This is a genomic window from Shouchella oshimensis, assembly GCF_004375095.1.
Classification (GTDB): domain Bacteria; phylum Bacillota; class Bacilli; order Bacillales; family Bacillaceae_D; genus Shouchella; species Shouchella oshimensis.
This window is the reverse complement of sequence record NZ_SNUX01000001.1, coordinates 622544-645757: the sequence shown is the minus strand read 5'-3', so window position 1 is coordinate 645757 and position 23214 is coordinate 622544. Positions and strand designations below refer to the sequence as shown.

At 39.6% G+C, this 23214-nt stretch carries 24 protein-coding genes; 18 read left to right on the top strand and 6 right to left on the bottom strand.

Features of this window, described 5'->3' with window-relative positions; all coding sequences use genetic code 11:
- The first annotated feature begins 51 nt into the window (after window positions 1-51).
- The 6 genes from E2L03_RS03400 (at window position 52) to E2L03_RS03375 (ending at window position 3535) form a co-directional block, all read left to right on the top strand.
- A complete protein-coding gene (locus E2L03_RS03400) occupies window positions 52-600 on the top strand; it encodes a hypothetical protein (RefSeq protein ID WP_038481524.1) in 549 nt (182 codons plus the stop codon).
- A gap of 20 nt (window positions 601-620) precedes the next feature.
- A complete protein-coding gene (locus tag E2L03_RS03395; protein WP_038481521.1) occupies window positions 621-998 on the top strand; it encodes a rhodanese-like domain-containing protein in 378 nt (125 codons plus the stop codon).
- A 114-nt stretch (window positions 999-1112) separates the two neighbouring features.
- The gene (locus tag E2L03_RS03390) at window positions 1113-1373 is read left to right on the top strand and encodes a YbyB family protein (RefSeq protein ID WP_038481518.1); all 261 of its coding nucleotides are present in this window, start codon (window positions 1113-1115) and stop codon (window positions 1371-1373) included.
- A gap of 53 nt (window positions 1374-1426) precedes the next feature.
- The gene (locus E2L03_RS03385; protein WP_166740175.1) at window positions 1427-2209 is read left to right on the top strand and encodes an alpha/beta fold hydrolase; all 783 of its coding nucleotides are present in this window, start codon (window positions 1427-1429) and stop codon (window positions 2207-2209) included.
- Window positions 2199-3020 carry a YitT family protein gene (locus tag E2L03_RS03380; protein ID WP_055736305.1) on the top strand — a complete coding sequence of 274 codons (822 nt, stop codon included), beginning with the start codon at window positions 2199-2201 and terminating at the stop codon, window positions 3018-3020. The genes E2L03_RS03385 and E2L03_RS03380 overlap by 11 nt, the downstream gene beginning before the upstream one ends.
- Window positions 3021-3034: 14 nt before the next feature.
- Window positions 3035-3535, top strand: coding sequence for a BsuPI-related putative proteinase inhibitor (locus E2L03_RS03375; RefSeq protein WP_055736306.1), 501 nt, complete (start codon window positions 3035-3037; stop codon window positions 3533-3535).
- 29 nt (window positions 3536-3564) lie between these two features.
- On the opposite strand, the gene E2L03_RS20205 is transcribed toward E2L03_RS03375, so the two are convergent.
- From E2L03_RS20205 to E2L03_RS03350, 6 genes are all read right to left on the bottom strand, one after another.
- The gene (locus E2L03_RS20205) at window positions 3565-3708 is read right to left on the bottom strand and encodes a hypothetical protein (RefSeq protein WP_158318535.1); all 144 of its coding nucleotides are present in this window, start codon (window positions 3706-3708) and stop codon (window positions 3565-3567) included.
- A 15-nt stretch (window positions 3709-3723) separates the two neighbouring features.
- The gene (locus E2L03_RS03370; protein WP_134258565.1) at window positions 3724-6687 is read right to left on the bottom strand and encodes a DEAD/DEAH box helicase; all 2964 of its coding nucleotides are present in this window, start codon (window positions 6685-6687) and stop codon (window positions 3724-3726) included.
- Window positions 6659-7912: a hypothetical protein gene (locus E2L03_RS03365; protein ID WP_038481506.1), complete on the bottom strand. Its 1254-nt coding sequence runs from the start codon at window positions 7910-7912 to the stop codon at window positions 6659-6661. The genes E2L03_RS03370 and E2L03_RS03365 overlap by 29 nt, the downstream gene beginning before the upstream one ends.
- 135 nt (window positions 7913-8047) lie before the next feature.
- The gene (locus E2L03_RS03360; protein WP_038481503.1) at window positions 8048-8653 is read right to left on the bottom strand and encodes a YkzI domain-containing protein; all 606 of its coding nucleotides are present in this window, start codon (window positions 8651-8653) and stop codon (window positions 8048-8050) included.
- A 118-nt stretch (window positions 8654-8771) separates the two neighbouring features.
- Window positions 8772-9227: a GNAT family N-acetyltransferase gene (locus tag E2L03_RS03355; protein WP_038481500.1), complete on the bottom strand. Its 456-nt coding sequence runs from the start codon at window positions 9225-9227 to the stop codon at window positions 8772-8774.
- 22 nt (window positions 9228-9249) lie between these two features.
- Complete coding sequence (locus tag E2L03_RS03350; RefSeq protein WP_038481497.1) at window positions 9250-10062, bottom strand: Cof-type HAD-IIB family hydrolase; 813 nt, start codon at window positions 10060-10062, stop codon at window positions 9250-9252.
- 117 nt (window positions 10063-10179) lie between these two features.
- On the opposite strand from E2L03_RS03350, the gene ctaG reads away from it, so the two are divergent.
- From ctaG to E2L03_RS03290, 12 genes are all read left to right on the top strand, one after another.
- The gene (gene ctaG, locus E2L03_RS03345; protein WP_055736309.1) at window positions 10180-11067 is read left to right on the top strand and encodes a cytochrome c oxidase assembly factor CtaG; all 888 of its coding nucleotides are present in this window, start codon (window positions 10180-10182) and stop codon (window positions 11065-11067) included.
- 18 nt (window positions 11068-11085) lie between these two features.
- Window positions 11086-11682, top strand: coding sequence for an SCO family protein (locus tag E2L03_RS03340; RefSeq protein ID WP_236702396.1), 597 nt, complete (start codon window positions 11086-11088; stop codon window positions 11680-11682).
- A 291-nt stretch (window positions 11683-11973) separates the two neighbouring features.
- Window positions 11974-13011, top strand: a complete 1038-nt coding sequence (gene argC / locus E2L03_RS03335) for an N-acetyl-gamma-glutamyl-phosphate reductase (protein WP_095150463.1) — start codon at window positions 11974-11976, stop codon at window positions 13009-13011.
- Window positions 13012-13024: 13 nt separating this feature from the next.
- Entirely contained in the window at window positions 13025-14254 is a 1230-nt protein-coding gene (argJ, locus tag E2L03_RS03330) for a bifunctional glutamate N-acetyltransferase/amino-acid acetyltransferase ArgJ (protein WP_124742307.1), read from the top strand.
- 13 nt (window positions 14255-14267) lie between these two features.
- Window positions 14268-15032 carry an acetylglutamate kinase gene (gene argB / locus E2L03_RS03325; RefSeq protein WP_158318534.1) on the top strand — a complete coding sequence of 255 codons (765 nt, stop codon included), beginning with the start codon at window positions 14268-14270 and terminating at the stop codon, window positions 15030-15032.
- Window positions 15033-15047: 15 nt separating this feature from the next.
- Entirely contained in the window at window positions 15048-16199 is a 1152-nt protein-coding gene (gene argD, locus E2L03_RS03320) for an acetylornithine transaminase (protein WP_206698894.1), read from the top strand.
- Window positions 16200-16274: 75 nt separating this feature from the next.
- Window positions 16275-17351 carry a carbamoyl phosphate synthase small subunit gene (locus E2L03_RS03315; RefSeq protein WP_038481484.1) on the top strand — a complete coding sequence of 359 codons (1077 nt, stop codon included), beginning with the start codon at window positions 16275-16277 and terminating at the stop codon, window positions 17349-17351.
- Complete coding sequence (gene carB / locus E2L03_RS03310) at window positions 17344-20505, top strand: carbamoyl-phosphate synthase (glutamine-hydrolyzing) large subunit (protein WP_134258564.1); 3162 nt, start codon at window positions 17344-17346, stop codon at window positions 20503-20505. Before E2L03_RS03315 ends, carB begins: the two co-directional genes overlap by 8 nt.
- Window positions 20481-21431, top strand: a complete 951-nt coding sequence (gene argF / locus E2L03_RS03305; protein WP_124742303.1) for an ornithine carbamoyltransferase — start codon at window positions 20481-20483, stop codon at window positions 21429-21431. The genes carB and argF overlap by 25 nt, the downstream gene beginning before the upstream one ends.
- 41 nt (window positions 21432-21472) lie before the next feature.
- Window positions 21473-21652, top strand: coding sequence for a YjzC family protein (locus E2L03_RS03300; RefSeq protein ID WP_035395400.1), 180 nt, complete (start codon window positions 21473-21475; stop codon window positions 21650-21652).
- A gap of 152 nt (window positions 21653-21804) precedes the next feature.
- Window positions 21805-22461 carry an alpha/beta fold hydrolase gene (locus E2L03_RS03295; RefSeq protein ID WP_134258563.1) on the top strand — a complete coding sequence of 219 codons (657 nt, stop codon included), beginning with the start codon at window positions 21805-21807 and terminating at the stop codon, window positions 22459-22461.
- A 32-nt stretch (window positions 22462-22493) separates the two neighbouring features.
- On the top strand, window positions 22494-23162 hold the full coding sequence (locus E2L03_RS03290) for an NAD-dependent epimerase/dehydratase family protein (protein WP_166740174.1): 669 nt from the start codon (window positions 22494-22496) through the stop codon (window positions 23160-23162).
- The last annotated feature ends 52 nt before the right edge of the window (window positions 23163-23214 follow it).

Sequence of the window (23214 nt, the reverse complement as noted above, 5' to 3'; positions counted from 1 at the left end):
CGATTAAAATGGCTAAACAACATTATTGTACGAGAAAGAGAGTCGTTTTAAATGGTTATTTTATCAGAAGGATGGTTTCAATTTATTATCATTGGGATCAGCATCGCTTTACTTGCGGTAACGCTTGTAATTGTCCATCGTAGTATCCAAAAAAAAGGTGTTTATACAAAGGCAAGAGAACGGACGAGCTCTTTTCTAGTCTTTATAACGGTCTTAACCCTTTATTTTGTTATGTCTGTGTTTACTCCTTCTGCATACGGTGGGGATGTACTAATCGCTCGTGATCGAGAACAACGCGTAGAAAATGAACAAGTGCGCTATATTCATCTTTCTTCGGCTTTTCGTGTACATGCTATTGATACAAGAGACTACACACGCGATATACAAGGAAGAACAGTCGATTTTCGGATTCAATCTTTTCAACCTCTTTATGAGCTAGCCGAAAAGGATGAAGCTTATGTGCGCTCAGATGGCACGATTAACGTATCTGCTTATATTGATAACGAGGTGTTATCTGCTTTTGAGCAGTTACAAGCTGAAGAAGTGACGTTAACACAAGTGCGTGAATCATTTCCACATATTGAAATGTCAATCGAATAAGAAAAAAGCAGGAGGCTACGATGAGTAAAGTAGAAGATGGAGTTATCCAACTATCAACAACAGAATTAAAAGATGCATTAACAAACAAACAGCCACATCAGGAACCGATTGTTATTGATGTAAGAGAAGTGACAGAATACGAAGACGGTCATATTCCAGGTGTTCCGTTAATTCCAATGAACGAGATGCCTGCAATGCTTCCAACGATGGATGAAGCAAAAAGTTACATCCTCATTTGTCGAAGCGGTAGAAGAAGTCAACATACGGCTAAATACATGAAAGAGCAAGGGTTTTTAAATGTTCGTAATTATGAAGGCGGTATGTTAGAGTGGGATGGCGAGCAAGCATTCGGTCAAGAATGGATTGTAAAAGAATCCGAAGAACTCTATGAAAAATAAGCAAAAAATAAGGGACTCTGTTGGAAGAGTGCCTTATTAGGTTTATGAAGCACCCTACTTGGGAACATATTATAAGAGACGAAAGCTGATTATGTTAGAGAGGGGTTTTTCATAATGGACGCAAAAAAAACCGTTGTTGCAGTAGCATCAGCTGCTGTGGCAGGAGCATTAACCGTTTACCTAGTAGATGGGGACAAGCGAGCGGAGTTAAAAGAAAAAGGAACCGATTTTCTTAACAAAGTAACAGGCAAAACAAAAGAAGATAAAATTAAAGCGTTCCAATTAGGCAATCCAAGACCTTATTCAGAAGATAGTAAAATGGTGGATGAGGGTTCTTTGTACAGCGTTCAGCGTTACAATGAGCGATACCAATAATGAATGTTAGGGCTGCCTATTCAGGTAGCTTTTTTGAACGTAGGAGTGAAAACATGATTATACAAGAAGATAGGATACATACTGTGCCATTACTAATCGTAGAAGAAGAAGGATCCGATGAGAAACCAACGCTGTTTTTCTTTCACGGTGTAACCAGTGCGAAAGAACACAATTTGCACATTGCCTACACGATTGCAAAACAAGGGTTTCGAGTGATTTTACCTGATGCGCTTTATCACGGAGCCCGAGGAGAAGGGACTCATGACCCATACCGCCATTTCTGGACAGTTGTGCAACAATCAATTACAGAATTTCCTGACTTAGTAGAAGAGGTTCTCCAGCGATACCCTTCACAAGAAGAGGAACTTTATATTGGTGGAACGTCAATGGGAGCAATTACGTCATATGGTTTATTAAAGCGATACGAGTGGATTAAAAAGGCATGCATATTTATGGGTGCACCGCAATATGAGGAATTCTCTAAACTCATGTTTGAACTAGCAGCTCAGCGAGGTATTCATCTAACAGAAGAGCAAAAGAAACAAGTCTTCGAGGAGATTAGTGCCGATGATCTTTCAAAAGACGTCAGTGTACTAAAGGGACGACAGCTTTATATTTGGCATGGCACTGAGGATAAGACGGTTCCTTACTCCTTTGCAGAACGCTTCGTAAAACAGCTACAGAATTCTCCTGATGTGAACAATGCAGACATTACGTTTTTCGCTGAAAAAGGAGCAGATCATAAAATTACGAGAAAGGCGATGCTTGATGCAGCTGCTTGGTTTGAACAGCAACGCACGAATCAGATTAAGGTGACCTTGTCGTATGAATCGTGAAATCGGTAAAATCTTTATCGTTGTCATTGGTTCATTTCTGTTAGCCAGTTCGTTAAACTTTTTCTTCATCCCAGCGGATGTTTTTGCGAGTGGTTTTACAGGTGTTGCACAGCTTTTATCATATATCGTCCCTTTATCAACAGGGATATTATTACTTTTATTAAACATACCCGTTGCCATTTTGGGGTGGTTAAAAGTAGGGAAGAGTTTTACCATCTATAGTTTCGCAAGTGTTGTGTTAACAACCATTTTCTTAGAAGTCTTGCCTGTCTACGCGTTTTCTGAAGACATCATGCTGAATGCCGTTTTTGGAGGTGTAATTGCTGCAGCAGGTGCAGGACTACTGCTTAAATGGGGGGCTTCTTCTGGCGGACTTGATATTATCGTGCTCGTGTTGGCCCGTATTTCTGACCGACCTGTTGGGAGCTTTTTCTTTATTTTAAATTCAATCATTGTCATCGCTTCAGGTGTCATGCTTGACCCAGAGAAAGCGTTATTTACCCTTATTTCCATTTATGTGACATCGCGCTTTATTGATGCGATCCATACAAGGTATGTCAAGCTAACAGCTATGATTGTAACGAAAAATGCAGACGTGTTGAATAAGGCTATCCATCAACGCCTAACGCGAGGCATCACTCGAATACCTGCAAAAGGTGGCTATACATTTGAAGAAAAAGAAATGCTTGTGATTGTGTTAACACGTTATGAATTGTATGAGCTAAAAAATATTGTAGAGGAAGTTGACCCGGAGGCATTTACCAATATTGTAGAAACGGCTAGTATCTTCGGTTTGTTTCGGAAAGATTAATAGGAGGGATTGCGTTGAAGACGTGGAATGTATTAGTAGGGATATCACTTGCCTTTACGTTAGCCGCATGTGGAGGACAGGCTGATGAAGAAGAAAATCAAGATATACCTGCCGGAGGAGATTCAACAATGAGTGGTGAGTGGTTATTTACAGTGGATCAACAACTTGCAGACGACATGCTATATGTAGAAATGTATATTGAAAACGATTCAGAGGAAGCTCAGACATTAACTTTTCCTTCCCAACAGCTCTATGAAATTACGTTAGTGAACGCACAAGAAGAAGAAGTGTTCCGTTATTCAAATGAGCATATGTTTGCACAAAGTGTGACTGAAAAGACGTATGAACCAGGTGAGACACAAGATCTAAGAGAAGAGATTCCAACAGAGAATATCCCAGCCGGTTCGTATATGATGACTGTAGAGCTATTAGTTGACGACAGTGTTGTAGAATCATTAAGTGATCCAGGAACGTTTACAAAGTCAATCGAAGTTGAAATAAGTGAATCTGAATAAAGAAAAAAGGTAGTGCACCGATAAGGTGCCTACCTTTTTTCTTTTGCTTTTTGTTGAATGGCTTCTTTTAATGCTTTCCATTCCGATGAGCCTGCCGGTGTTTGAGGGAGAGTGTCTTTGTTCTCCTGCTCTATCATTTTTGCTTTCCAATACTCTTCAAATTCTTCTCTCACAGTACTACCACCTTTTTAAGATAAACGTAGCAACGCTAGTAATTCATCATCACTAAGTTCTGTCACTTGTGAAGAAGATGCTAAGATTCCATCGGCTAAATGCTGTTTACCAACTATCATCCGATCTATTTTCTCTTCTATTGTACCTTCTGTTAACAGTTTGTAGACATGCACATCATCGGTTTGACCAATACGATATGCTCGGTCAGTAGCTTGATTTTCAACAGCAGGATTCCACCAGCGATCATAATGAATTACATTTGTAGCTTTTGTTAAATTCAAACCGACCCCACCTGCTTTTAAAGATAGAACAAAGAAAGAAGGCTGTTTACTTTCTTGGAACGTTTGAACCGCTTCAAGTCTTTGTTTTTTCGTTAAACCACCATGAAGAAAAGAAGTAGAAACGTCATAAGTTTCTTCTAAATACGTTCGAATAAGCTTACCCATCTCCTTGTATTGTGTGAAGATTAGTGTGCTTTCACTGCGTTCGTAGATATCTTGTATCAACGATTGAAAAGCTTGCCATTTGCCAGATGTATGCTCATCTAAAGACGATTTCAGAAACTGAGCTGGATGATTACACACTTGCTTTAACCTGGTGATTGTCCGCAATATAAGCGCACGACGTTCCATTGTTGAAACGGTATGAATCTGATCTTCAATGTCGTTTACAATCGCTTGATATAAACTAATTTGTTCCATAGAAAGAGGAACGTGTGTTAATCGTTCGTGCTTAGCAGGTAAGTTTAATTCAGCTTCTGTTGTTTCTTTGGTACGTCTAAGCAAGAAGGGCTGGATAACCGTTCGTAATTGGTGCTGACGATCTTCGTCCCGATCTTTTTCAATCGGTTTAATGTAGTTTGAATAAAACTGTTTATACGTTCCTAGTAGAGAAGGGTTTAGTAAATCCATTAAAGACCAAAGTTCAGTTAAGCGATTCTCAATAGGTGTTCCAGTCAAAGCAATTCGATGGGTCGCGTTCAGCTTACGAATGGATTTACGCTGTTTCGTTTCTTTATTTTTTATATGCTGCGCTTCATCGAGGATCAAGCCATTCCAATAATGAGTGTGAAGCAAGCTCTCATCTCGTAAGGCAAGTGTGTAAGACGTAATAATCAAATCGTACTCGTAAAGTCGCTTATCTTGTTCAAGAAGACGGTCATTTCCATGGTGAATAAACACATTTAAATCTGGAGCAAACTTTTGACATTCGGCTTCCCAATTATAAAGTAACGAGGTTGGGCATATAAGAAGAAAAGGCTCCATTTTTTCCGCTTGCTGTTCGAGAACATATAGAATATACGTTATCGTCTGAATTGATTTTCCAAGCCCCATATCATCAGCAAGGCAGCCACCAAAGCCAATTTGTCTTAAATGAACTAACCAACTGAATCCTTGCTGTTGATAAGAGCGTAAATCTCCAACTAGTGTAGAAGGAATGGAGACAAGGCTAGGCTCGTTTCGATATAAGTGAGGTAGCTTTTCCTGTATTTTTTGCGACCATTCAATGGATACATCAATATCTTCTAATTCCTCAAATTCTTCTTCCTGATCGAGGCGCCATGCATCTAGATACGTATAGTCATGCTGCAATTTATCAAGGAACTGTTTTAACCGTTCGGCGAGATTAGGGTCCCAAACGAGCCATTGGTTATTAATATTCAGCAGCGATTTTTGCTCATTTACATAAGCTTGAAAATCGGCTTGGCTCATCTCTACAGATCCGATCATAATAGAATAATCAAATTGCGATAAACTTTGCCAATTCAATAGTGGATCGACGCTATTAAACGTCTCTTGTTGTAAATCTTTAAGCTTCACCTGAATAGACGGCGTTTGTTTTAATTGATTTGGAACAATCAACGTAATGCCTACTTGTTCAAACTGTTCGTGCTGCATAAAGAGCTCGTACGCTTCTTCACTGCTAACATGAACAGTTGGTGAAGATAAATTTAAGCCTGAAAGTACTGTGAACGCATCTTGTATATAGGTTAAATCTTTCTTTAACTGCGGGATGGGATTTGTTAACCATGGATGTTCTCCAGTTGCTAACTGCTGCACCGGTACAAGTTGTTCTTGATTCGTTCGATCAATTAAAGCAAGAGACAAGGTCCAGTCTTGGTTGTCTTGTGGTTCATTTAACACAATAGCTGTTTTAAATGGTTCTTCTTGTTTTAATCCGAGTTGGTGCTGAAACGAATGCGTGTGCCATTGTTTCAGCATCGTTGTGGTTTCTCTATTTTTTAAAGACTTCAGAAAAGGCTGGATCGATTCATCAACCGACTGTTGCCATTGATCGTAAATAAGAGCGACGTCCTCTTCAAGAACAATACTTCGAATGGTGGCATCAACAATCGCTTCCATAATGGCTTTTCGTGCTAAAACATAGTCTTCATCTTCTTCGTGAGCAAATTGCTGACCCTCTTGAGTTGCCGCTATAGCAAAAGTTGATTTTGGCATGGCGCTTATCCAGTTTGTATACCAGCTATCCTTTACCTTTAACATCCACTGACCATGTTGATTTGGCTCAAAAAAACCTTCTCCAATAAGTCTATATACGTCATCCATAAAACGAAGCCAAACGTGAAAGTCATCCGCTAGTTGAAAATCCTGTTTCCAAGTGCGGAATAATGGATAAAACTGAACAAATTCTTGTAGCGATAGCTCAATCCCTTCAATGGGAAAAAAGTGTGTTTTCCATGAATCAGCCGATTGATAAATAATGGTTGAGCCAACATAAGATTGAAACTCACGTGAAGCGAGAGGAACATGAATAATGGCTCTTGATAACGTTAAGAACGTACCGTAAAACGATATGGGATCGGTTTGAAAGAGTCGGAGCTTTAATTCAAAAGGAGAGTAGAGAAAAGGGTAAATAAATCCACTTTTTCCTTGAGTTGGTTGTCCCTTTGATTCTGCCCATATGAAAAAGGACTGATCTACCCAGCCACTATGAATCCATATTGATGTTTGGTTCACGACGTTTCAACTCCTCAATAAACGCACGATACGATTGATATCGTTTCAGTAAAATTTGCTTAAATTGATTGTATCGATGTGGTTCATTTAACCGCCGATAAATGAATGCGAGCTTGTCAACATACTCAGCTGCTTCGACATAATATTTTCGTGAGCGTTTCTCTGCTAAGCGGATAATAAACTGGTGATAAACAGGAAGCGAGAGCTCAGGTCGCGCTTCAGCAAGTCGCTGCAATAACAGCTGCTTCTGCTCATGTAACTCTAATGGATTGGCTTCATTCAAAAGGAAATAGCGCTGAATACGTTCAAAGTCTTCCTTTTCAAGTAGTATCTGAATATAGACCAGTTTATTTGCTTCGTTAAAAAGTCGTTCCTCTAGATGCGGCAATAAATAATCAAGCACTAGCTCCTTCTGTTTAGTCGAATAATGACTCATTAGCGTCTTGAAGCGTTTAAATGAAGGGGCTTTTAACCATCGGTCCCATGTTTCATACTGAATGGACGATGAGTCATGTAAGGACGTTGACTCATCGTAATACTCTTGTAGCGTACCGAGCTTGTCCGATTTATTTGGAAAGAATGTATCAAACCAACGTAACACCTGTTCATAACGCTCTCGCTGTGTTAATAATGCAATATGGGCCTCGGCTTCGCTTGCTAATACTGGGCTTGCTTGCTTCAGTAAGACCATTGCTTGAGATTCTTTACCGATGTATAAATAAAAGTAACTAATAGCTATGCAAAAACTTCGTGAAGCATTGTGCATATCTTGCCCAATAAAGTAATGGTCCAGCTTGTCGATTTGATCGGCTGAGAAAGTTTTCATATAAGCAGAGAAAAGTCGAGCATAAGGGGCGTCATTATCGCGCATAGACTGTACCACATACGTACCTAACATTTTTGCAAAGCGTGCTTTTAGCTTCTTTGATTTAGAAAAGGAAGCTGTATATACATAATGAGTGACTGTATCAAAAAAAGGATTAAGCCTCCGTTCAAGAGAAGACCATTTTCCGTCTTGTTGAGCTTGTTCATAAATAAAATCAATGATAACAAAGAAGCCGTGTAGTTGTTCGTCTTCTTTATAAACGTTTAACTCAGATTGCACCTCTAGCCCAAATGTTTCAATTTGATTAGGGGAGAGGTACCGAGATGATTTTAGTTTTCGGTTCATTCCTTTTAGAAACGGTTCCATTTCAGTACGCAACCGGCGATAGGTGTTCGTCAATTTTTCACCTCATGATAAAACAGTATCTCTCTATTTTACCTGTTTTAGCGATGAAAAAAAAGCCTAGCCAATGATTTGCTATAAATGGTGTAAACTCAAAAAAAAAGCACATGATGTGCTAAGGGTGAAATGCAATTAAAGTTTAAGAAGTTTTTCTACTTGTGAGCGACGGTTTACTAATTTTTTCAAACGGTGCTTGTGTTCAGCGATCGCTTCCTCGTTGTTTTCTTCCATTGCTTCAAAAAGCTCCATTAAAATATAATTAATTTCTAAATTCATGACATTGATCATTGTTTTTGGACCAAGGGATTTTCCATTCTCTTTATATTGAATCATCGGTACATTTTTATTCGCCATACCTTGCTCACTCCCTTCAATTTCAACTGTAGAGGCAATGTCTCCATGCTCGTATGTTGTCACATACTGTGGCCCTTCCGTCATTCTTTTCACGACACCTGTTCCTTTTTCAGATTGTAAGAGTTCTTCAATCACATCAGAAAGAATGGAATCATAAATATATAGCTTTTTTGCTTTTAGGGTTAAAAACTGTTCATTACGAATGAAAGGAAGTTCATGAACCAAGTCTTCCAACTCAATAATGAGATAGATAAAGCTTGAATCATAGCGCCAGTAAAGAGCGTATTCATTTGCCATCATGTTTTTGATAAACTGATGCAATGTGCGTTTTGTGATTTTGATTGAAAGTTCTTGAAATTCTGTCGGCCAAGGAATTGCAGACATGTTCTTACACTCCTTTTGCAGAAGGCACTAAATAAGAGATTGCTTTAGTCTATGTAAAATCGTAAAAAAAAAGAAGCTATACGCCTAGTTCGCAAGAAAATAGGCGTATAGCTTATTGTTAAAAACGAAAGGAGTACCGTTTTGAAACAACGTCATAAAATCCAAGTGAATTGTACAATGCCTTTGTCGCTTCATTATGTAAACCTGTTTCCAATTCAATTCCTTTAATTTTTCGATTCTCTGCCCAGTAAATAATGCGCAGTAACAGTTTTTTAGCAATTCCTTGGTTCCGATACGCTTCGTCTACATAAATTTCATTTAACCAAATGTATTGACCGCCTTTTTGGAAACTTGTCATTGTATTAAAGAAGGCAAAAGCAACAGCAGTGCCTTCATAGCGTGCAATAAAGAAATACGTTTGAGATTGGGGAAGAAGGGCTTCGTTCAAAAGCGTTTCAATTTGTGTAATCGCTTGTTTCCCCGCAATGTTATGCAGTTGTTTTTCAAAGAGAGAGGTGAGCTCTCTTTTCGTTTCAGCCGTTGTATCTGCTGAAAGTTCAACAATGTCAATCATGATTGTCCCCTCCCATAAATGATTACCTCAGTTGAAGTGCTTGTTCAATATATTTTGCAATTCCATCATCTTCATTTGTATCAGTAACTGCGTGCGCAATCTCTTTTAATTCTGGAATGGCGTTCCCCATGGCAATACCTTGTCCAGCAAATTCGATCATTTCTAAATCATTTTCTTCGTCCCCAAAAGCGATAATATGTTCAGTTGACACATTATAGTGGGTAGCTAATTCTTGTAAAGCAGTCGCCTTCGTCACATGATTAGGGGCGATTTCTAATACCGATACTTTGCCTTTCCACCAGCGCTGCAAAGTTGTTTCACTTTTGGTGCCTTCTAATGCAGCTCGTAGCTCTAACGTTTTATCTGGGAGTGGTTCAACTAGAATGGCTGTTGGAGGGTCGGTAAGTAAGTCGTCTAATGTACCGGACGCAATTGGCTCAATTCCTTCTGTAAGAAAGTTCGCAAAGAATCCTTCATTTTTAGCCATATAAAACGCATCATCAATTTCGACCATCATGTTCTCAATGCCGACTTGCTGGCACGTTCTAATGAGGTGTCGACTTGTGTCTAAATCAATTGTTGCTTTTGTTCTCGGATACTGTTGATCAAGTGGGTGATGAACGCTTGCCCCATTAAAGTTAATAATAGGTGTTGTTAAATTAAGTTCTTGATAATAACGTTTACTGGCTCGATATGGCCTTCCTGTTGCAATAGCAACGAGGTGCCCAGCCTTTTTAGCGCTTAACAAGGCAGCTTTTGTACGTGTTGAAATTGTCTGGTTGCCTGGCAGTAATGTGCCGTCTAAGTCTAATGCGATTAAATGTCTTGGTAACATACGTTCTCCTTTAATTTTAATTAGTAACAAAAAATACACGGATGCACATATGGAATAAGGACTTGATGTGCTATGATAGGTACGTATTAGAAGTTCCTGCTTGGAAGGAGGACGCAGATGGAAACGTTTGCTTCAAGCTTAGGATTCCGTGCATTATGGACACCGGAATTGCTTGTATCCATAGTCATTGTTGCTATTTTTTATTGTTGGCTGATCCGAAAAACAAAAACAGGCTCTGTTAAAAAGGGTTTCTTTTTTATGAGCGGCTTGTTGGCACTTTATTTAGGTTGGGGGAGTCCACTTTACGTCTTTGGTCATGTCATGATGACGATTCATATGATGCAAATGGTCTTTGCCTATTTTGTTGCAGTGCCATTGCTACTACTTGGTATTCCAATAAAATGGTATGAAGCCTTTCTTAATAGCAAATGGGCATTTCGGCCATTGCGATATGTATGGAATCCCATTGTTGCGCTACTTCTGTTTAATGGTCTTTTTTCATTTTATCATGTTCCGCTCATGTTTGACACGCTCATGCAAGCACCATTTTTACATAGTCTCTATCAATGGGTGCTACTTTTTGCGGCGGCGTTAATGTGGTGGTTTATTTTAGCGCCTGTACCAAGCTCGTACAAGCTTAGAGAATTACGACGCATTTTTTATATTTTTGCTAATGGCTTATTAATTACGCCTGCATGTGCATTGATTATATTCGCTCCTCAAGCAATGTATGCTGTTTATACGGACCCGATCATTTGGGCGAATGTTATGGCCTATTGCTTACCTGGAGGAACAGGTCCAGGAGCGTTGTTGGCAGCATTCGGAAGTCCTGAATCCTTGCAATTTTTGGATGCACGAACAGATCAGCAATTGGCAGGTGTTTTAATGAAGGTATTCCAAGAAATAGTGTATGGAATTTCGATTGGTTACGTCTTTAAACAATGGTTAAGAAATGAAAAGCTTCAAGACGGTGAATTAACCATTAGCGATATTCCTCGATCTTAAAGACGAAGGATGGTTACATTGAAAACATTGATAAGTATACTCACTTTAGTTTTATTATCTGGTTGCGGTTGGATGTATGGGATGGGCCAATCATCCCAATTTGATTTAACGGAAGCAAACATTCATGTTCCAGAATTTACGTTTACCAATCAGAATGATGAATCATTTGGTTCGGGTGATGTAGATGGAGAGCATTGGCTTGCTAATTTCGCATTTACTAATTGTACGACTGTCTGTTTGACAATGATGCCAAATATGAATCAATTGCAACAAGATTTACTTGCAGAGGGCTACCCACTTCAATTTGTTACTTTTACAGCTGATCCAATTGACGACACACCCTCGCAATTAAGGCAATATGCAGAAAACATCGGAATTGGTTCTAGAAGTTGGGATTTTCTTACGGGTTATGCCATCGATGAACTTGAAACCTTTTCAAATGAAGCTTTTCGTGTTCCTTATGCGTATGGTGATACACCAGAAGATATTATCCACTCCACAAGTTTCTTTTTAGTCAATAAAGAGGGACAGGTGGTAAGGAAATACAATGGACTTGAAATGAATCAAGATGATATTTTAGCAGATATTATTACGTATGTTTCCAATGAGGAGTAATGCAAATCCTATTGCTCATCGTTTTTAAATGGATAAGCACAATTGATGATCGCACTAAAAGCGATTATTGATTGTGCTTTTTTATGTTGTATACACAATCTAATTCTACTAAAAAAGCAAAATGAGAGATGCTCCTTGCATAAGGAATGAACAAGTACAGTGCATGACGGTTTAAATCGATTCTATTGTATCTTAAAAAGAGGATAAATAAAATAAAAATACAGTTGAATTTATTTTTATTCATATTTATAATAGGTAAATATCAAGAGAAAATGAATCGGGAGTGAGACGATGAATGTTGGTATTATCGGTGCTAGTGGATACGGAGGGGTGGAGTTAATCCGTTTTTTGAACCAGCATCCAAAAATTGAATCCATTAATCTTTATACATCGAGTGAAGAAGGAGTGCTGTTAACCAATCACTATCCTCATTTATTAAATGGCGATACATATACACTTCGGCCACTAGTCGAAGCAGAGCTGAGTGGTCAAGTGGATACGGTCTTTTTAGCGACACCACCAGGCGTCTCAAGTAAGTGGAGTCAATGGCTACTAGATCAAGGCATTCGAGTCATTGATTTGTCAGGAGACTTACGGTTACATTCGCAATCAATCTATGAAACATGGTACAAACGAGAAGCGGCATCTCTTTCATTGATAAAACAGGCAACTTATGGATTAAGTGAATGGAATAAAGATACTATTCAATCGGCACAACTCATTGCGAACCCGGGGTGTTTTCCAACGGCAATATTGCTTGCGCTAGCTCCGGTGTTACAAGCAGGATTGATTGATCCAGCATCCATTATTATTGATGCAAAGACAGGCACATCTGGAGCTGGAAAGAGCCCATCACAAACGACGCATTTTAGTGAAATGAACGAGAACTTCAAAATTTATGGTGTTGCTACCCACAAGCATACACCAGAAATTGAACAAGAACTGAGGGCCTTTACAAATGAAGAAATTAAAGTAAGCTTCCAGCCGCATCTTGTTCCAATGGTAAGAGGGATTATGGCAACAATCTATGCGTCAGGAGTGGAGGGTGTCACGAGTAAGAAACTCTATGATTGTTTGAAACAGGCATATGAGCATCATTCATTTATTCGTATTCGTGACATTGGTGATTTTCCACAAACTAAACATGTGTATGGAAGTAATTATTGTGATATTGGTGTCGCTTATGATGAGCGGACGAACCGGGTTATTCTCGCATCCGTTATTGATAACCTTGTTAAAGGCGCTGCAGGGCAAGCCATTCAAAATATGAATTTAATGAATGAATGGGAGGAGCATACAGGTTTAATGGTGCTTCCTGTTTATCCGTAATGGAGGGAAAGACGTGATTCTAAGTGAACAACGATTTAAGCAGATAAATGTAATTGAAAATGGCTGCATTGATGATGTACAAGGGTTCTATACAACAGGTACTCATTGCGGATTAAAACGAAAAAAACCCGATCTTGGACTGATCTACTGCGAGAACGTAGCAGAGGCGGCTGGGGTATTTACGACAAATCAAATCCAAGCAGCTCCGCTTCGTCTTACGAAATCTCTTATTGAAACGACAGGTACGCTACAAGCAGTCGTTGTAAATAGCGGCAATGCTAACGCCTGTACAGGTAAACAAGGAATGATTGATGCGAAAGAAATGCAAAAATGTGTAGCAGAAAAATTCAATTTGAATGAAACCGATGTTGCTGTTTCTTCGACAGGTGTAATTGGCGAACAGTTACCAATGGATAAGGTTAGAGCAGGAATCAATACGTTATCAGTAGCAGAAAGCAAAGGAAGCTTTGCTGAAGCCATTTTAACGACAGATACGACAACGAAGGAAATTTGCGTAGAAATTCTTATCGATGAGCAGCCTGTTCGTATTGCTGGTGTTGCTAAAGGATCGGGGATGATCCATCCAAACATGGCAACGATGCTTAGTTTTTTAGCTACTGACGCTACAATGAAAGGCAGCGAGTTGCAACAATTACTAAGAGATACAACAAATGAAACATTCAATCGAATAACTGTAGATGGTGACTCCTCTACAAATGATATGGTACTTGCCTTAGCATCTAACAAAGTGCAGCACAAGCAGCTTAACCAAAATCATCCGCAATGGGGAGTTTTTCAAGAGGCATTTCAGCTATGTGCAACCGAGCTTGCTAAAATGATTGCTCGAGATGGAGAAGGTGCAACGAAGCTTATTGAAGTACAGGTAGTTGGGGCAAAATCCAATGACGATGCAGGGAAAATAGCGAAAACGATCGTCGGTTCTGATTTAGTGAAAACAGCAGTATTTGGTAAAGACGGCAACTGGGGTAGGATTATTTGTGCAATTGGATATAGTGGATGCACCATTTCTCCCGATCTGATTGATATTGCCATCGGTCCATATGCAACACTAAAGGAAAGTGAACCATGCGGAACGAATGATAAAGAGATAACGGCGTATATGACAGAAGAGGAAACCATTGTTATCTCAGTTAATCTTCATGTTGGAACTGGAGTAGGAAAAGCGTGGGGCTGTGACTTATCTTACGACTATGTTCGTATAAATGCAGGGTATCGTACTTAGGAGGTCATTATACGTGAGCAAACGAACGGTTATAAAAATTGGTGGGAGCATGCTAGCTGAACTTAGTGAAGAATTTTACAAAGGGCTAATTGAACGTCAGCGCTCTGGTGAGGAACTCATTATTGTTCACGGCGGTGGCCCAGCCATTAATGAACAATTGGAAAGGGCTAATATTGAAGTCGAATTTGATAACGGATTACGAAAGACAACGGCACAGGTGCTAACCATTGTAAAGGACGTCTTGTTTCATCAGGTGAATCAATCCATTGTTAGTCAACTTCAGGCTTTAGGAATGAACGCGATATCGTTAAATGGATATGATCACCGTTTTGTTCATGCAACCCTATTAGATGAGCAACGTTTAGGTTTAGTTGGTGATGTGAAGGCGGTTCATACCGACGTACTAGAGACGGCACTTCGAGAACAAATGGTTCCAGTTGTTTCTCCATTAGGTTTAACGGAGTGTGGGAAGCAAGTAAATATTAATGCAGATACAGTTGCTTCAGCGGTTGCAAAAGCATTAACGGCAGAAGAGTTTATTGTGGTGACGGATGTAGATGGTGTTTATATTCAAGCTGAAAAGCAAGCAAAACTAAATGAAAAAGATATTAAAAAGTTTATTGAGCAAGGTGACATTACAGGCGGAATGATTCCTAAAGTAACAGGTGCATTAAACAGTCTTTCTGATCATTTACAGCGAGTACGTATTGTAAGTGGAAAACAGCGATTAACTGTAGAAAGTGGCACGGTTATTGAGAAAGGAACCCTCGTTCCATAAAGAATGGAGTCGATTATGAGCTATTTATTTCCTACTTATAAGAAGAAAGAGATCCAGTTAACTCAAGGCAAGGGAGCATTTTTATATAGTCAAGATGGTAAACGATACCTAGATTTTATGTCTGGCATTGCCGTTACGAATTTAGGACACAATCATCCAAGTATCGTGCAGGCCTTGCACAAACAAGCAGATCTATTATGGCATGGCTCCAACTTATTTCATTATGAAGTTCAAGAACAAGCAGCAAAACAGCTTGTTGAAAAAAGCAACTGTGACGCTGTGTTTTTCTGCAATAGTGGGGCTGAAGCCAATGAGGCAGCGATTAAACTTGCGCGAAAAGCAACTGGCAAATCGCATATTATTTCAATGAAACAATCATTTCACGGGAGAACACTTGGTTCTATGGCTGCAACAGGTCAAGCTGCTGTTCACGAAGGTTACGGCCCTTTATTATCTTCGTTTACCTATGTTGAATTTAACAATGTAGACGCACTTGAAGCAGCTGTCCAAGAAGATACAGCTGCGATTCTAATTGAAGTTGTGCAGGGAGAGGGTGGCGTACATGTTATCAACGAAATGTATGTCGAAGCCATCAACACCCTTAAACAAAAACACAATCTCTTGCTAATCATTGACGAAATCCAAACAGGAATCGGGCGAACAGGTACATTCTTCGCCTATGAACACTATCGGTTGGATCCAGATATCGTGACAGTTGCGAAAGGACTAGGTAACGGGTTTCCAGTTGGCGCAATGTTAGGGAAGAAAGCATTAATCCAATCGTTTCAAACAGGCTCACATGGTTCAACCTTCGGCGGTAATCCATTAGGTATGGCAATTGTAAAAGCTGTTTTAGACGTTTATGAACCGTCATTTTTGGCAACCATTCGTACGCAATCCAATGAATGGGTCCAGGAACTAAAACAAGAGCTATCTACATGTTCTATTGTGAAAGACATTCGTGGGAGTGGCTTCCTTATTGGACTTGAAACGACTGTAGAAGCACAACAAGTCATCCATAGATGTGAAGAAAAGAAATTGTTACTATTGCCTGCCGGTACTCATGTAACACGATTGTTACCGCCTCTTACTTTAACGAGGCAAGAGTGGGAAGAAGCTCAAACAATAATAAAGACTGTTTTAACAGACATTGAACAAAACGGATAAACGAGCATTTTTTTTACGCATAAATGTATTTTTATCCGATAAAAAGAATATTTATTCTTTATGAGGTGATTGAGTGTGAAAGGGTACGTTTTATTAGAGAGTGGAGAGCAATTTGAAGGAACATGGCATGGGCAGGACCCAGTTAACGGAGAAATAGTCTTCTTTACAGGGATGACAGGGTATCAAGAGGTAGTAAGTGATCCATCATTTAAAGGACAAATTGTTGTCTTTACGTATCCAATGATTGGGAACTATGGCGTAAACGAAAGGGACTTTGAAAGCGAAGGTCCAAAAGTAGAAGGCGTTATTTTAGCAGAAGTAGAGGAAAACCCTTCCCATTATAGTCAAGTAGAGAGCTTTTGTATGTATTTAGAAAAACATGGCATTCCATATATGACGCAAGTAGATACAAGAGCAATCGTGAAACGTATTCGTAAACATGGAGATATGAAAGCGACAATGACAACTGATGCTAATCAATCTGTTATAGAAGCCGAAGGACTTGAACATAAAGATGTTGTCCCGTTTGTCAGCACGAAAGATCGAAAGGTCTACAACGAGGGTGGGATCAAACACATTGTTCTGATTGATTACGGTTATAAACAGTCTATTGTTGATGAACTTGTTGCAAAAGGCATGAAAGTAACCGTTGTACCTTATGAGACAAAAAAAGAAACCATTGATGAGTTGAAACCAGATGGACTAATCTTTTCAAATGGTCCCGGAAATCCCAAAAAACTAGATTCGTGTTTAACGACTATCCATGAGCTCGCAACTACCTATCCATCATTAGGGATTTGCCTAGGTCATCAGCTGCTAGCTCTAGCCTTTGGCGGTGAAACAGAAAAACTAACGTTCGGTCATCGAGGAGCAAATCAGCCCGTTTTGGACTATCAAACGAATCGAGTCTATATGACAAGTCAAAATCATAGTTACGTTGTAAACGAGGCATCGATTCAAAAGACTGATTTTGACGTTCGCTATATGAATGTGAACGATAAAAGCGTTGAAGGGCTGATGCATAAGCATTTACCAGTTATGACGGTACAATTTCATCCAGAAGCAAGCCCTGGACCAATGGATTCAAACGCCATTTTTGATGAATTTATTCAAACTGTGGCGCTAAAGGAGAGAGATCATCTATATGCATAACCAATCTTCCATAAAAAGCGTGTTAGTCATCGGATCAGGACCAATTGTTATTGGCCAGGCAGCAGAATTTGATTATGCCGGTACGCAAGGATGCTTGGCACTAAAAGAAGAAGGCATTCGCGTAATTTTACTAAACCCTAACCCAGCAACAGTTATGACAGATGAGCACTGTGCTGATGTTGTTTATTTTGAACGACTGACGGCAGCGACAGTAGAAAATATAATAAAAAAAGAAAAACCAGATGGTCTATTGGCTACACTTGGTGGTCAAACAGGATTAAATTTAGCGTTAAAACTTCATGATGATGGGATTCTTGAGCACTATGGCGTCAGCTTGTTAGGCACACCCATTGAGTCTATAAAAAAGGGAGAGGATCGAGAGCTATTTCGTAATTTAATGAATGAATTACAAGAACCTGTCCCTGAAAGTGATATTATCCATACGGTTGAAGAGGCCGTTGCTTTCTCTAAGAAAATTGATTTTCCTATCATTGTGAGACCTGCCTATACCCTTGGTGGTTCCGGCGGTGGAATCGCCCATAATGTAAATCAGTTGCGTACGATCGTCGCCAATGGAATTAGACAGAGTCCCATTAATCAATGTCTAATAGAAAAAAGTATTGCCGGTTTCAAGGAAATTGAATACGAAGTGATGCGGGATGCGAATGATACGTGTATTACAATCTGTAATATGGAAAATATTGATCCGGTTGGTATTCATACAGGTGATTCCATTGTTGTGGCTCCATCACAAACGTTAACTGACCGAGACTATCAAATGCTTCGTTCTGCTTCAACGAAAATCATTCGTGCCTTAGGTATTATCGGTGGTTGTAATATTCAATTTGCACTTGATCCGCATAGTGACCAATATTACTTAATTGAAGTGAACCCAAGGGTATCACGTTCATCGGCTCTCGCATCAAAGGCAACTGGTTACCCCATTGCTCGTATAGCTGCCAAGCTAGCCATTGGTTATCATCTACATGAATTGTTAAATCCTGTTACAGGTCATACGTACGCAAGCTTTGAACCAGCCTTGGATTATTGTATTGTAAAATTTCCACGCTGGCCGTTTGATAAATTTTATCAAGCTGATCGTACCCTCGGTACACAAATGAAAGCTACAGGTGAAGTGATGGCAATCGAACGCTCCTTTGGTGCCGCGCTGCAAAAGGCCATTCGATCACTGGAAATTGGCATTGAAGATTTAGCAAGAGGTGAGTTCGTTAAAGAAGAGACATCTCACCTACGGAAAATGATTTGTCAAGCAGATGATCGTCGTCTCTTTATTCTGTTCGAGCTTCTTCGCCGTGGAATAAGTGTCGAAGAGCTTCATCAAGAAACGAAAATAGATCGCTTTTTCTTACAACGTTTTGCAAGTCTTATTAAGATGGAAAACGATTTGAAGGCAAACTCGTTATCATCTGTAACAAAAAGCCAGATGGAAGTGTACAAAAAAGCTGGCTTTTCCGATCAAAATTTAGCCAATCAATGGAACGTTACCGAAGAGGAAGTAAGAAACACGCGCCAAGAAATGGGGATTCGACCTGTTTATAAAATGGTTGATACATGCGCTGGAGAATTTGAAGCTCAGACTCCATATTTTTATTCAAGTTACTTTGGCGAAAACGAAAGCCTTCCTTCACCTAACAAAAAAATCGTCATCATCGGCTCTGGTCCTATTCGAATTGGTCAAGGAATTGAATTTGATTATTGCTCCGTTCATGGTGCTAAGACGATTCGTGAGCTTGGTTATGAAGCAATCATTATTAATAACAACCCTGAAACGGTCAGTACAGACTATATGACAGCAGACCGTCTTTACTTTGAACCTCTTGCTCTTGAAGATGTAGTGGCGATTGTCCATCATGAACAAGTTGAGGGCGTTGTTGTCACGTTAGGTGGTCAGACTGGTATAAAGCTGACCAAGGAGCTGGAACAAGCAGGAATTCATGTATTTGGTGTTTCCTCTGCTTGTGTAGATGAGCTTGAGGAGCGTGAAGCTTTTTATACATTACTTTCAACAATCGGTGTTGAACCAATTCCCGGTGTGGCCGTTTCATCAATAGAGGAAGCGTTCAACTATTGTGATCAAGCAACATTTCCAATACTAGTGCGACCTTCATTTGTAATTGGAGGTCAAGGGATGGCAATCTTACAATCAAAAGAACAAGTGGAAGATTATTTGAGAAATCATCCCTATAAAGGTTTATTTCCGCTCCTTATGGATACGTATGTACAAGGGATTGAAGTAGATGTAGATGTATTAACAGATGGAAAAGAGATTTATATAGCCGGTATGTTTGAACATGTAGAACAAGCAGGCGTTCATTCAGGTGATAGTTTGGCTATTACACCACCTTATCGTTTAAGAAGTGCGGTTCAAAATCGTTTAGAGCTCATCGCCAAAAAACTAGCCGATGCAATAGACTTTAAGGGGATTTTTAACATTCAATTTGTTGTACAAGGTGATGCAATTTACGTGATTGAAGTAAATCCTCGTGCTTCTCGTACGGTACCGCTCCTAGCAAAACTAACAGGTGAACCATTTGTTGCCTATGCTACAAGGTTAATGCTAGGGGAAACGATTGATCAACTTCCTCTAGAAAAAAAGGAGCCGTCTTTCTTTGCCGCTAAAGCACCTGTATTCTCATATGGAAAGTTGTCTGGTCTTGATCCAAAATTAGGAGCAGAAATGAAATCAACAGGAGAATTATTGATGATTGGTGAAACGCCGGAAGAGGCTTTAGCAAAAGTAAGTGCGCCGTTTGAGACATTGCCAACTCTGTTTGAAGATCGCCCTAACAAATCCGTTTTCTTACAGGTAGATGCCGGCATAGAAGAATACGTCTCTGAATTACTTCAAGAAGCTGGCTTTACAATTGAAACGGATCAATTTGAAGACTGGATCGAAACAGCTGGAGCGAAGGCTTATATTGATCTTACATTACCAGGGCAACCAGGCAATGAAACGTATCGTCATCAAGCGCTTGCACAGCAACTATCAGTCTTTACAGAACAAGCTACTGTAGCTGCCAGCCTTACTTATTATCAACACCCGTCCTTCCCATTAAAGTCAATAGCGGAGTGGCGAGACCTATCAAATGTGAAAAAGGAGTCGACATTATGCAAAGCACAGCCATCAATTTAACTGGAAAACATATGTTAACCCTGCTTGACTATACCGTAGAGGAAATTGATTTTTTATTAACGAAAGCAAGTGAATTAAAGCAAGAGACTCAGAAGGGAGAGGTCAATGAAGGCCTACGGGGGAAATCGCTCGGTATGATTTTTGAAAATGCGTCAACAAGAACCCGAGTGTCTTTTGAGGTAGGCATGACACAACTAGGAGGGCATGCGTTATTTCTAAGCCCAAAAGACTTACAAATTGGTCGAGGGGAGCCAATTAAAGATACAGCAAATGTACTCTCTCGCTATGTTGATGCCATTATGATTCGAACGAATTCACATCAAACTGTAGAGGAATTTGCAACCCATGCAACGGTTCCTGTCATTAACGCGTTAACAGACGCCTATCATCCTTGTCAAGCACTTGCGGATGCCCTGACGATTAAAGAGAAAAAAGGCGACTTGAAAGGCTTAACCCTTGTTTATGTGGGTGATGGAAACAACGTAGCCCACTCTTTAATGGCTGTTGGTGCTAAGACCGGAATGAATGTTACGATTTCTAGTCCTAAAGGCTACGAGGTAGATAGTGATGTATTCGCTCGAGCAAAAGAACAAGCAAAGGGAACAGGCGCAATCATTCAAGTGGAGGAGGATCCATTCGTTGCAGCAAAAGGGGCAGATATCATCTATACTGACGTATGGACGAGTATGGGCTATGAAAACGAGCAAAGCAAACATAGTCAAGATTTGAAGCCGTATCAAGTAAACGAAGAATTAATGGCTGTAGCTGATTCAAAGGCGCTATTTATGCATTGTCTCCCTGCGCACCGTGATGAGGAAGTGACTAGTGGCGTCATTGATGGAGCACAATCTGTTGTATACGATCAAGCTGAAAATCGACTTCACGTTCAAAAAGCCATTTTGGCTTCTGTTATCTCACATAATTGATGATAATCTAGGGAATCCTTATTGTTAAAGGTGGTGGAGTAATGGGCCAAAATAAACAATTTACTGCTGGACAAAAAGCGCCTAATAATGGAATTTACGTTGAAATTGGTGAAACCGGAAGTATGGTCACTCGTCCAAAATCTGTGCATTTACAAGCTGGAGATGTTTTTCCAGAACTGACAAACGATGACCGTAAATGGACGCAGAAGCGGAAACCATAACCATCTACTATGACCAAGCTATACAACCCTTTTAATAGGTGTGTATAGCTTTTTTTTATAAATGAATGAATTTCTTTTCTAATTTGCTTTCACATTTTACAGGAAAAACATAAGCTATTACGAATCTAAATCATTCAGGAGAGATGGACACTATGCCTGTTTATGTCCGCTATATCGACTTAAATGGCTGTAAAAATAGCTATTGTATTCCAGAAAAGCCAAATGGCTATGCCTTGTTTATGTTACTTGATTACCAAACCTTTCATTCTGACCATGCTGAGTATTTTATTGAGACATTTGTAAAAAAAGGATATATCGTCTTTTCTTCAGGGCTTTTAATTGCTGAATGGGGTTCAAAAACAGCGGTGAAGCATGCTGAACATTTAATTCAACTTTTATTGCGTCAAGAAATTATTAACGAAAAAATCTTCTTATGTGCTGAAGGCACAGGAGCACTTATAGCGCAGCAGTTATGTTGCTCAGAAGACATTCATATACGAGCTGCAGCCTTTATTAATCCACTTTTGTCTTTGCAAGACTGTCTCATTCATTATCAAGAAGACGAGGTCACGTTAAAACGGTTTAAAAAAGAAATGAGTAGACAACATGGGTTGAGCCATTGTGATAGGGAGAGCGTAGCCAATGTAGACGAGAAATTGTTTACCGACTATCATTTACCAGTTCAATCGTTTTTACGGCACGTAAAAAAAGACAACGTAGAAGAACTAGTGAAAGTAAACCCACTTGAGACACGTTTGTTAGCGAACGAAGTGAGTGATTTTTTTGAAAAATTTATTCCAGCAACGTAAAAGTGTTCTGACAAAGGAAAGGAGTCATTAGAGTGAAGAAACTAACGGTTATTGGTGGATTAGGTTTTATTGGAAGCCATGTTTGCGCCAAGTTCCTTGATGAAGGTTGGGAAGTAAACGCTGTTGACCATATGGCTGAAAAAACACAAGAAAAACAAATGATCGAAATGAATATGGGTAGAAATGCGCACTTTACATTTATTCATAAAAACGTAAATGAGGTAAGGCTGTCAAACGAGAATGCAGTGTATGTGTATGTGGCAGATAATGAAAAGAAAGAAGAAGTTCTTGCATTTGCTTCTAGCTTAAATCATCATGATCGTTTGCTTTATTTATCGACAACCAGAGGTAGTGAGCTACGTACCTCACTTGAAGAAGAGTTACAGGCATTGGCTCGTTCCAAACCATTTGGGCTTCTTATTCTGCGTAGCCCACAAGCATATGGATTGCACAGCAATCTTGCGCTTACTCATATTGATGAACAGGTGAAACAAGGCAATTCAGATTTGATTTACATTAACGATTTAGTCGATTATGTGTATGCGGTTATGGAAAAAGAGAATGGAATGTATTCGTTAGAAGGAAGTGAACAAGAGAATGGGGACAGTCTACCTTTTTCGCCAAAATGGACCCTTGAAGAGGGCCTAAGAGCATACAGGGAGGCAGAAAAAAAGTGGATACGACAAAATGACTTAAAATAACTCGTTTTCCAGCAGCTGTTCGTACTTGCGTTCGTAGGGCAAAACCTTTACT

Bases quoted from the DNA above. Each gene is read 5' to 3' on its own strand.
- E2L03_RS03395 (WP_038481521.1), top strand. From the start codon at position 621: ATGAGTAAAGTAGAAGATGGAGTTATCCAACTATCAACAACAGAATTA.
- E2L03_RS03295 (WP_134258563.1), top strand. From the start codon at position 21,805: ATGCCTGTTTATGTCCGCTATATCGACTTAAATGGCTGTAAAAATAGC.
- argD (WP_206698894.1), top strand. From the start codon at position 15,048: ATGAGCTATTTATTTCCTACTTATAAGAAGAAAGAGATCCAGTTAACT.
- E2L03_RS03360 (WP_038481503.1), bottom strand. From the start codon at position 8,653: ATGTCTGCAATTCCTTGGCCGACAGAATTTCAAGAACTTTCAATCAAA.
- E2L03_RS03300 (WP_035395400.1), top strand. From the start codon at position 21,473: ATGGGCCAAAATAAACAATTTACTGCTGGACAAAAAGCGCCTAATAAT.
- E2L03_RS03355 (WP_038481500.1), bottom strand. From the start codon at position 9,227: ATGATTGACATTGTTGAACTTTCAGCAGATACAACGGCTGAAACGAAA.
- E2L03_RS03380 (WP_055736305.1), top strand. From the start codon at position 2,199: ATGAATCGTGAAATCGGTAAAATCTTTATCGTTGTCATTGGTTCATTT.
- argF (WP_124742303.1), top strand. From the start codon at position 20,481: ATGCAAAGCACAGCCATCAATTTAACTGGAAAACATATGTTAACCCTG.
- E2L03_RS03390 (WP_038481518.1), top strand. From the start codon at position 1,113: ATGGACGCAAAAAAAACCGTTGTTGCAGTAGCATCAGCTGCTGTGGCA.
- E2L03_RS03400 (WP_038481524.1), top strand. From the start codon at position 52: ATGGTTATTTTATCAGAAGGATGGTTTCAATTTATTATCATTGGGATC.
- E2L03_RS03385 (WP_166740175.1), top strand. From the start codon at position 1,427: ATGATTATACAAGAAGATAGGATACATACTGTGCCATTACTAATCGTA.
- ctaG (WP_055736309.1), top strand. From the start codon at position 10,180: ATGGAAACGTTTGCTTCAAGCTTAGGATTCCGTGCATTATGGACACCG.
- E2L03_RS03350 (WP_038481497.1), bottom strand. From the start codon at position 10,062: ATGTTACCAAGACATTTAATCGCATTAGACTTAGACGGCACATTACTG.
- argC (WP_095150463.1), top strand. From the start codon at position 11,974: ATGAATGTTGGTATTATCGGTGCTAGTGGATACGGAGGGGTGGAGTTA.
- carB (WP_134258564.1), top strand. From the start codon at position 17,344: ATGCATAACCAATCTTCCATAAAAAGCGTGTTAGTCATCGGATCAGGA.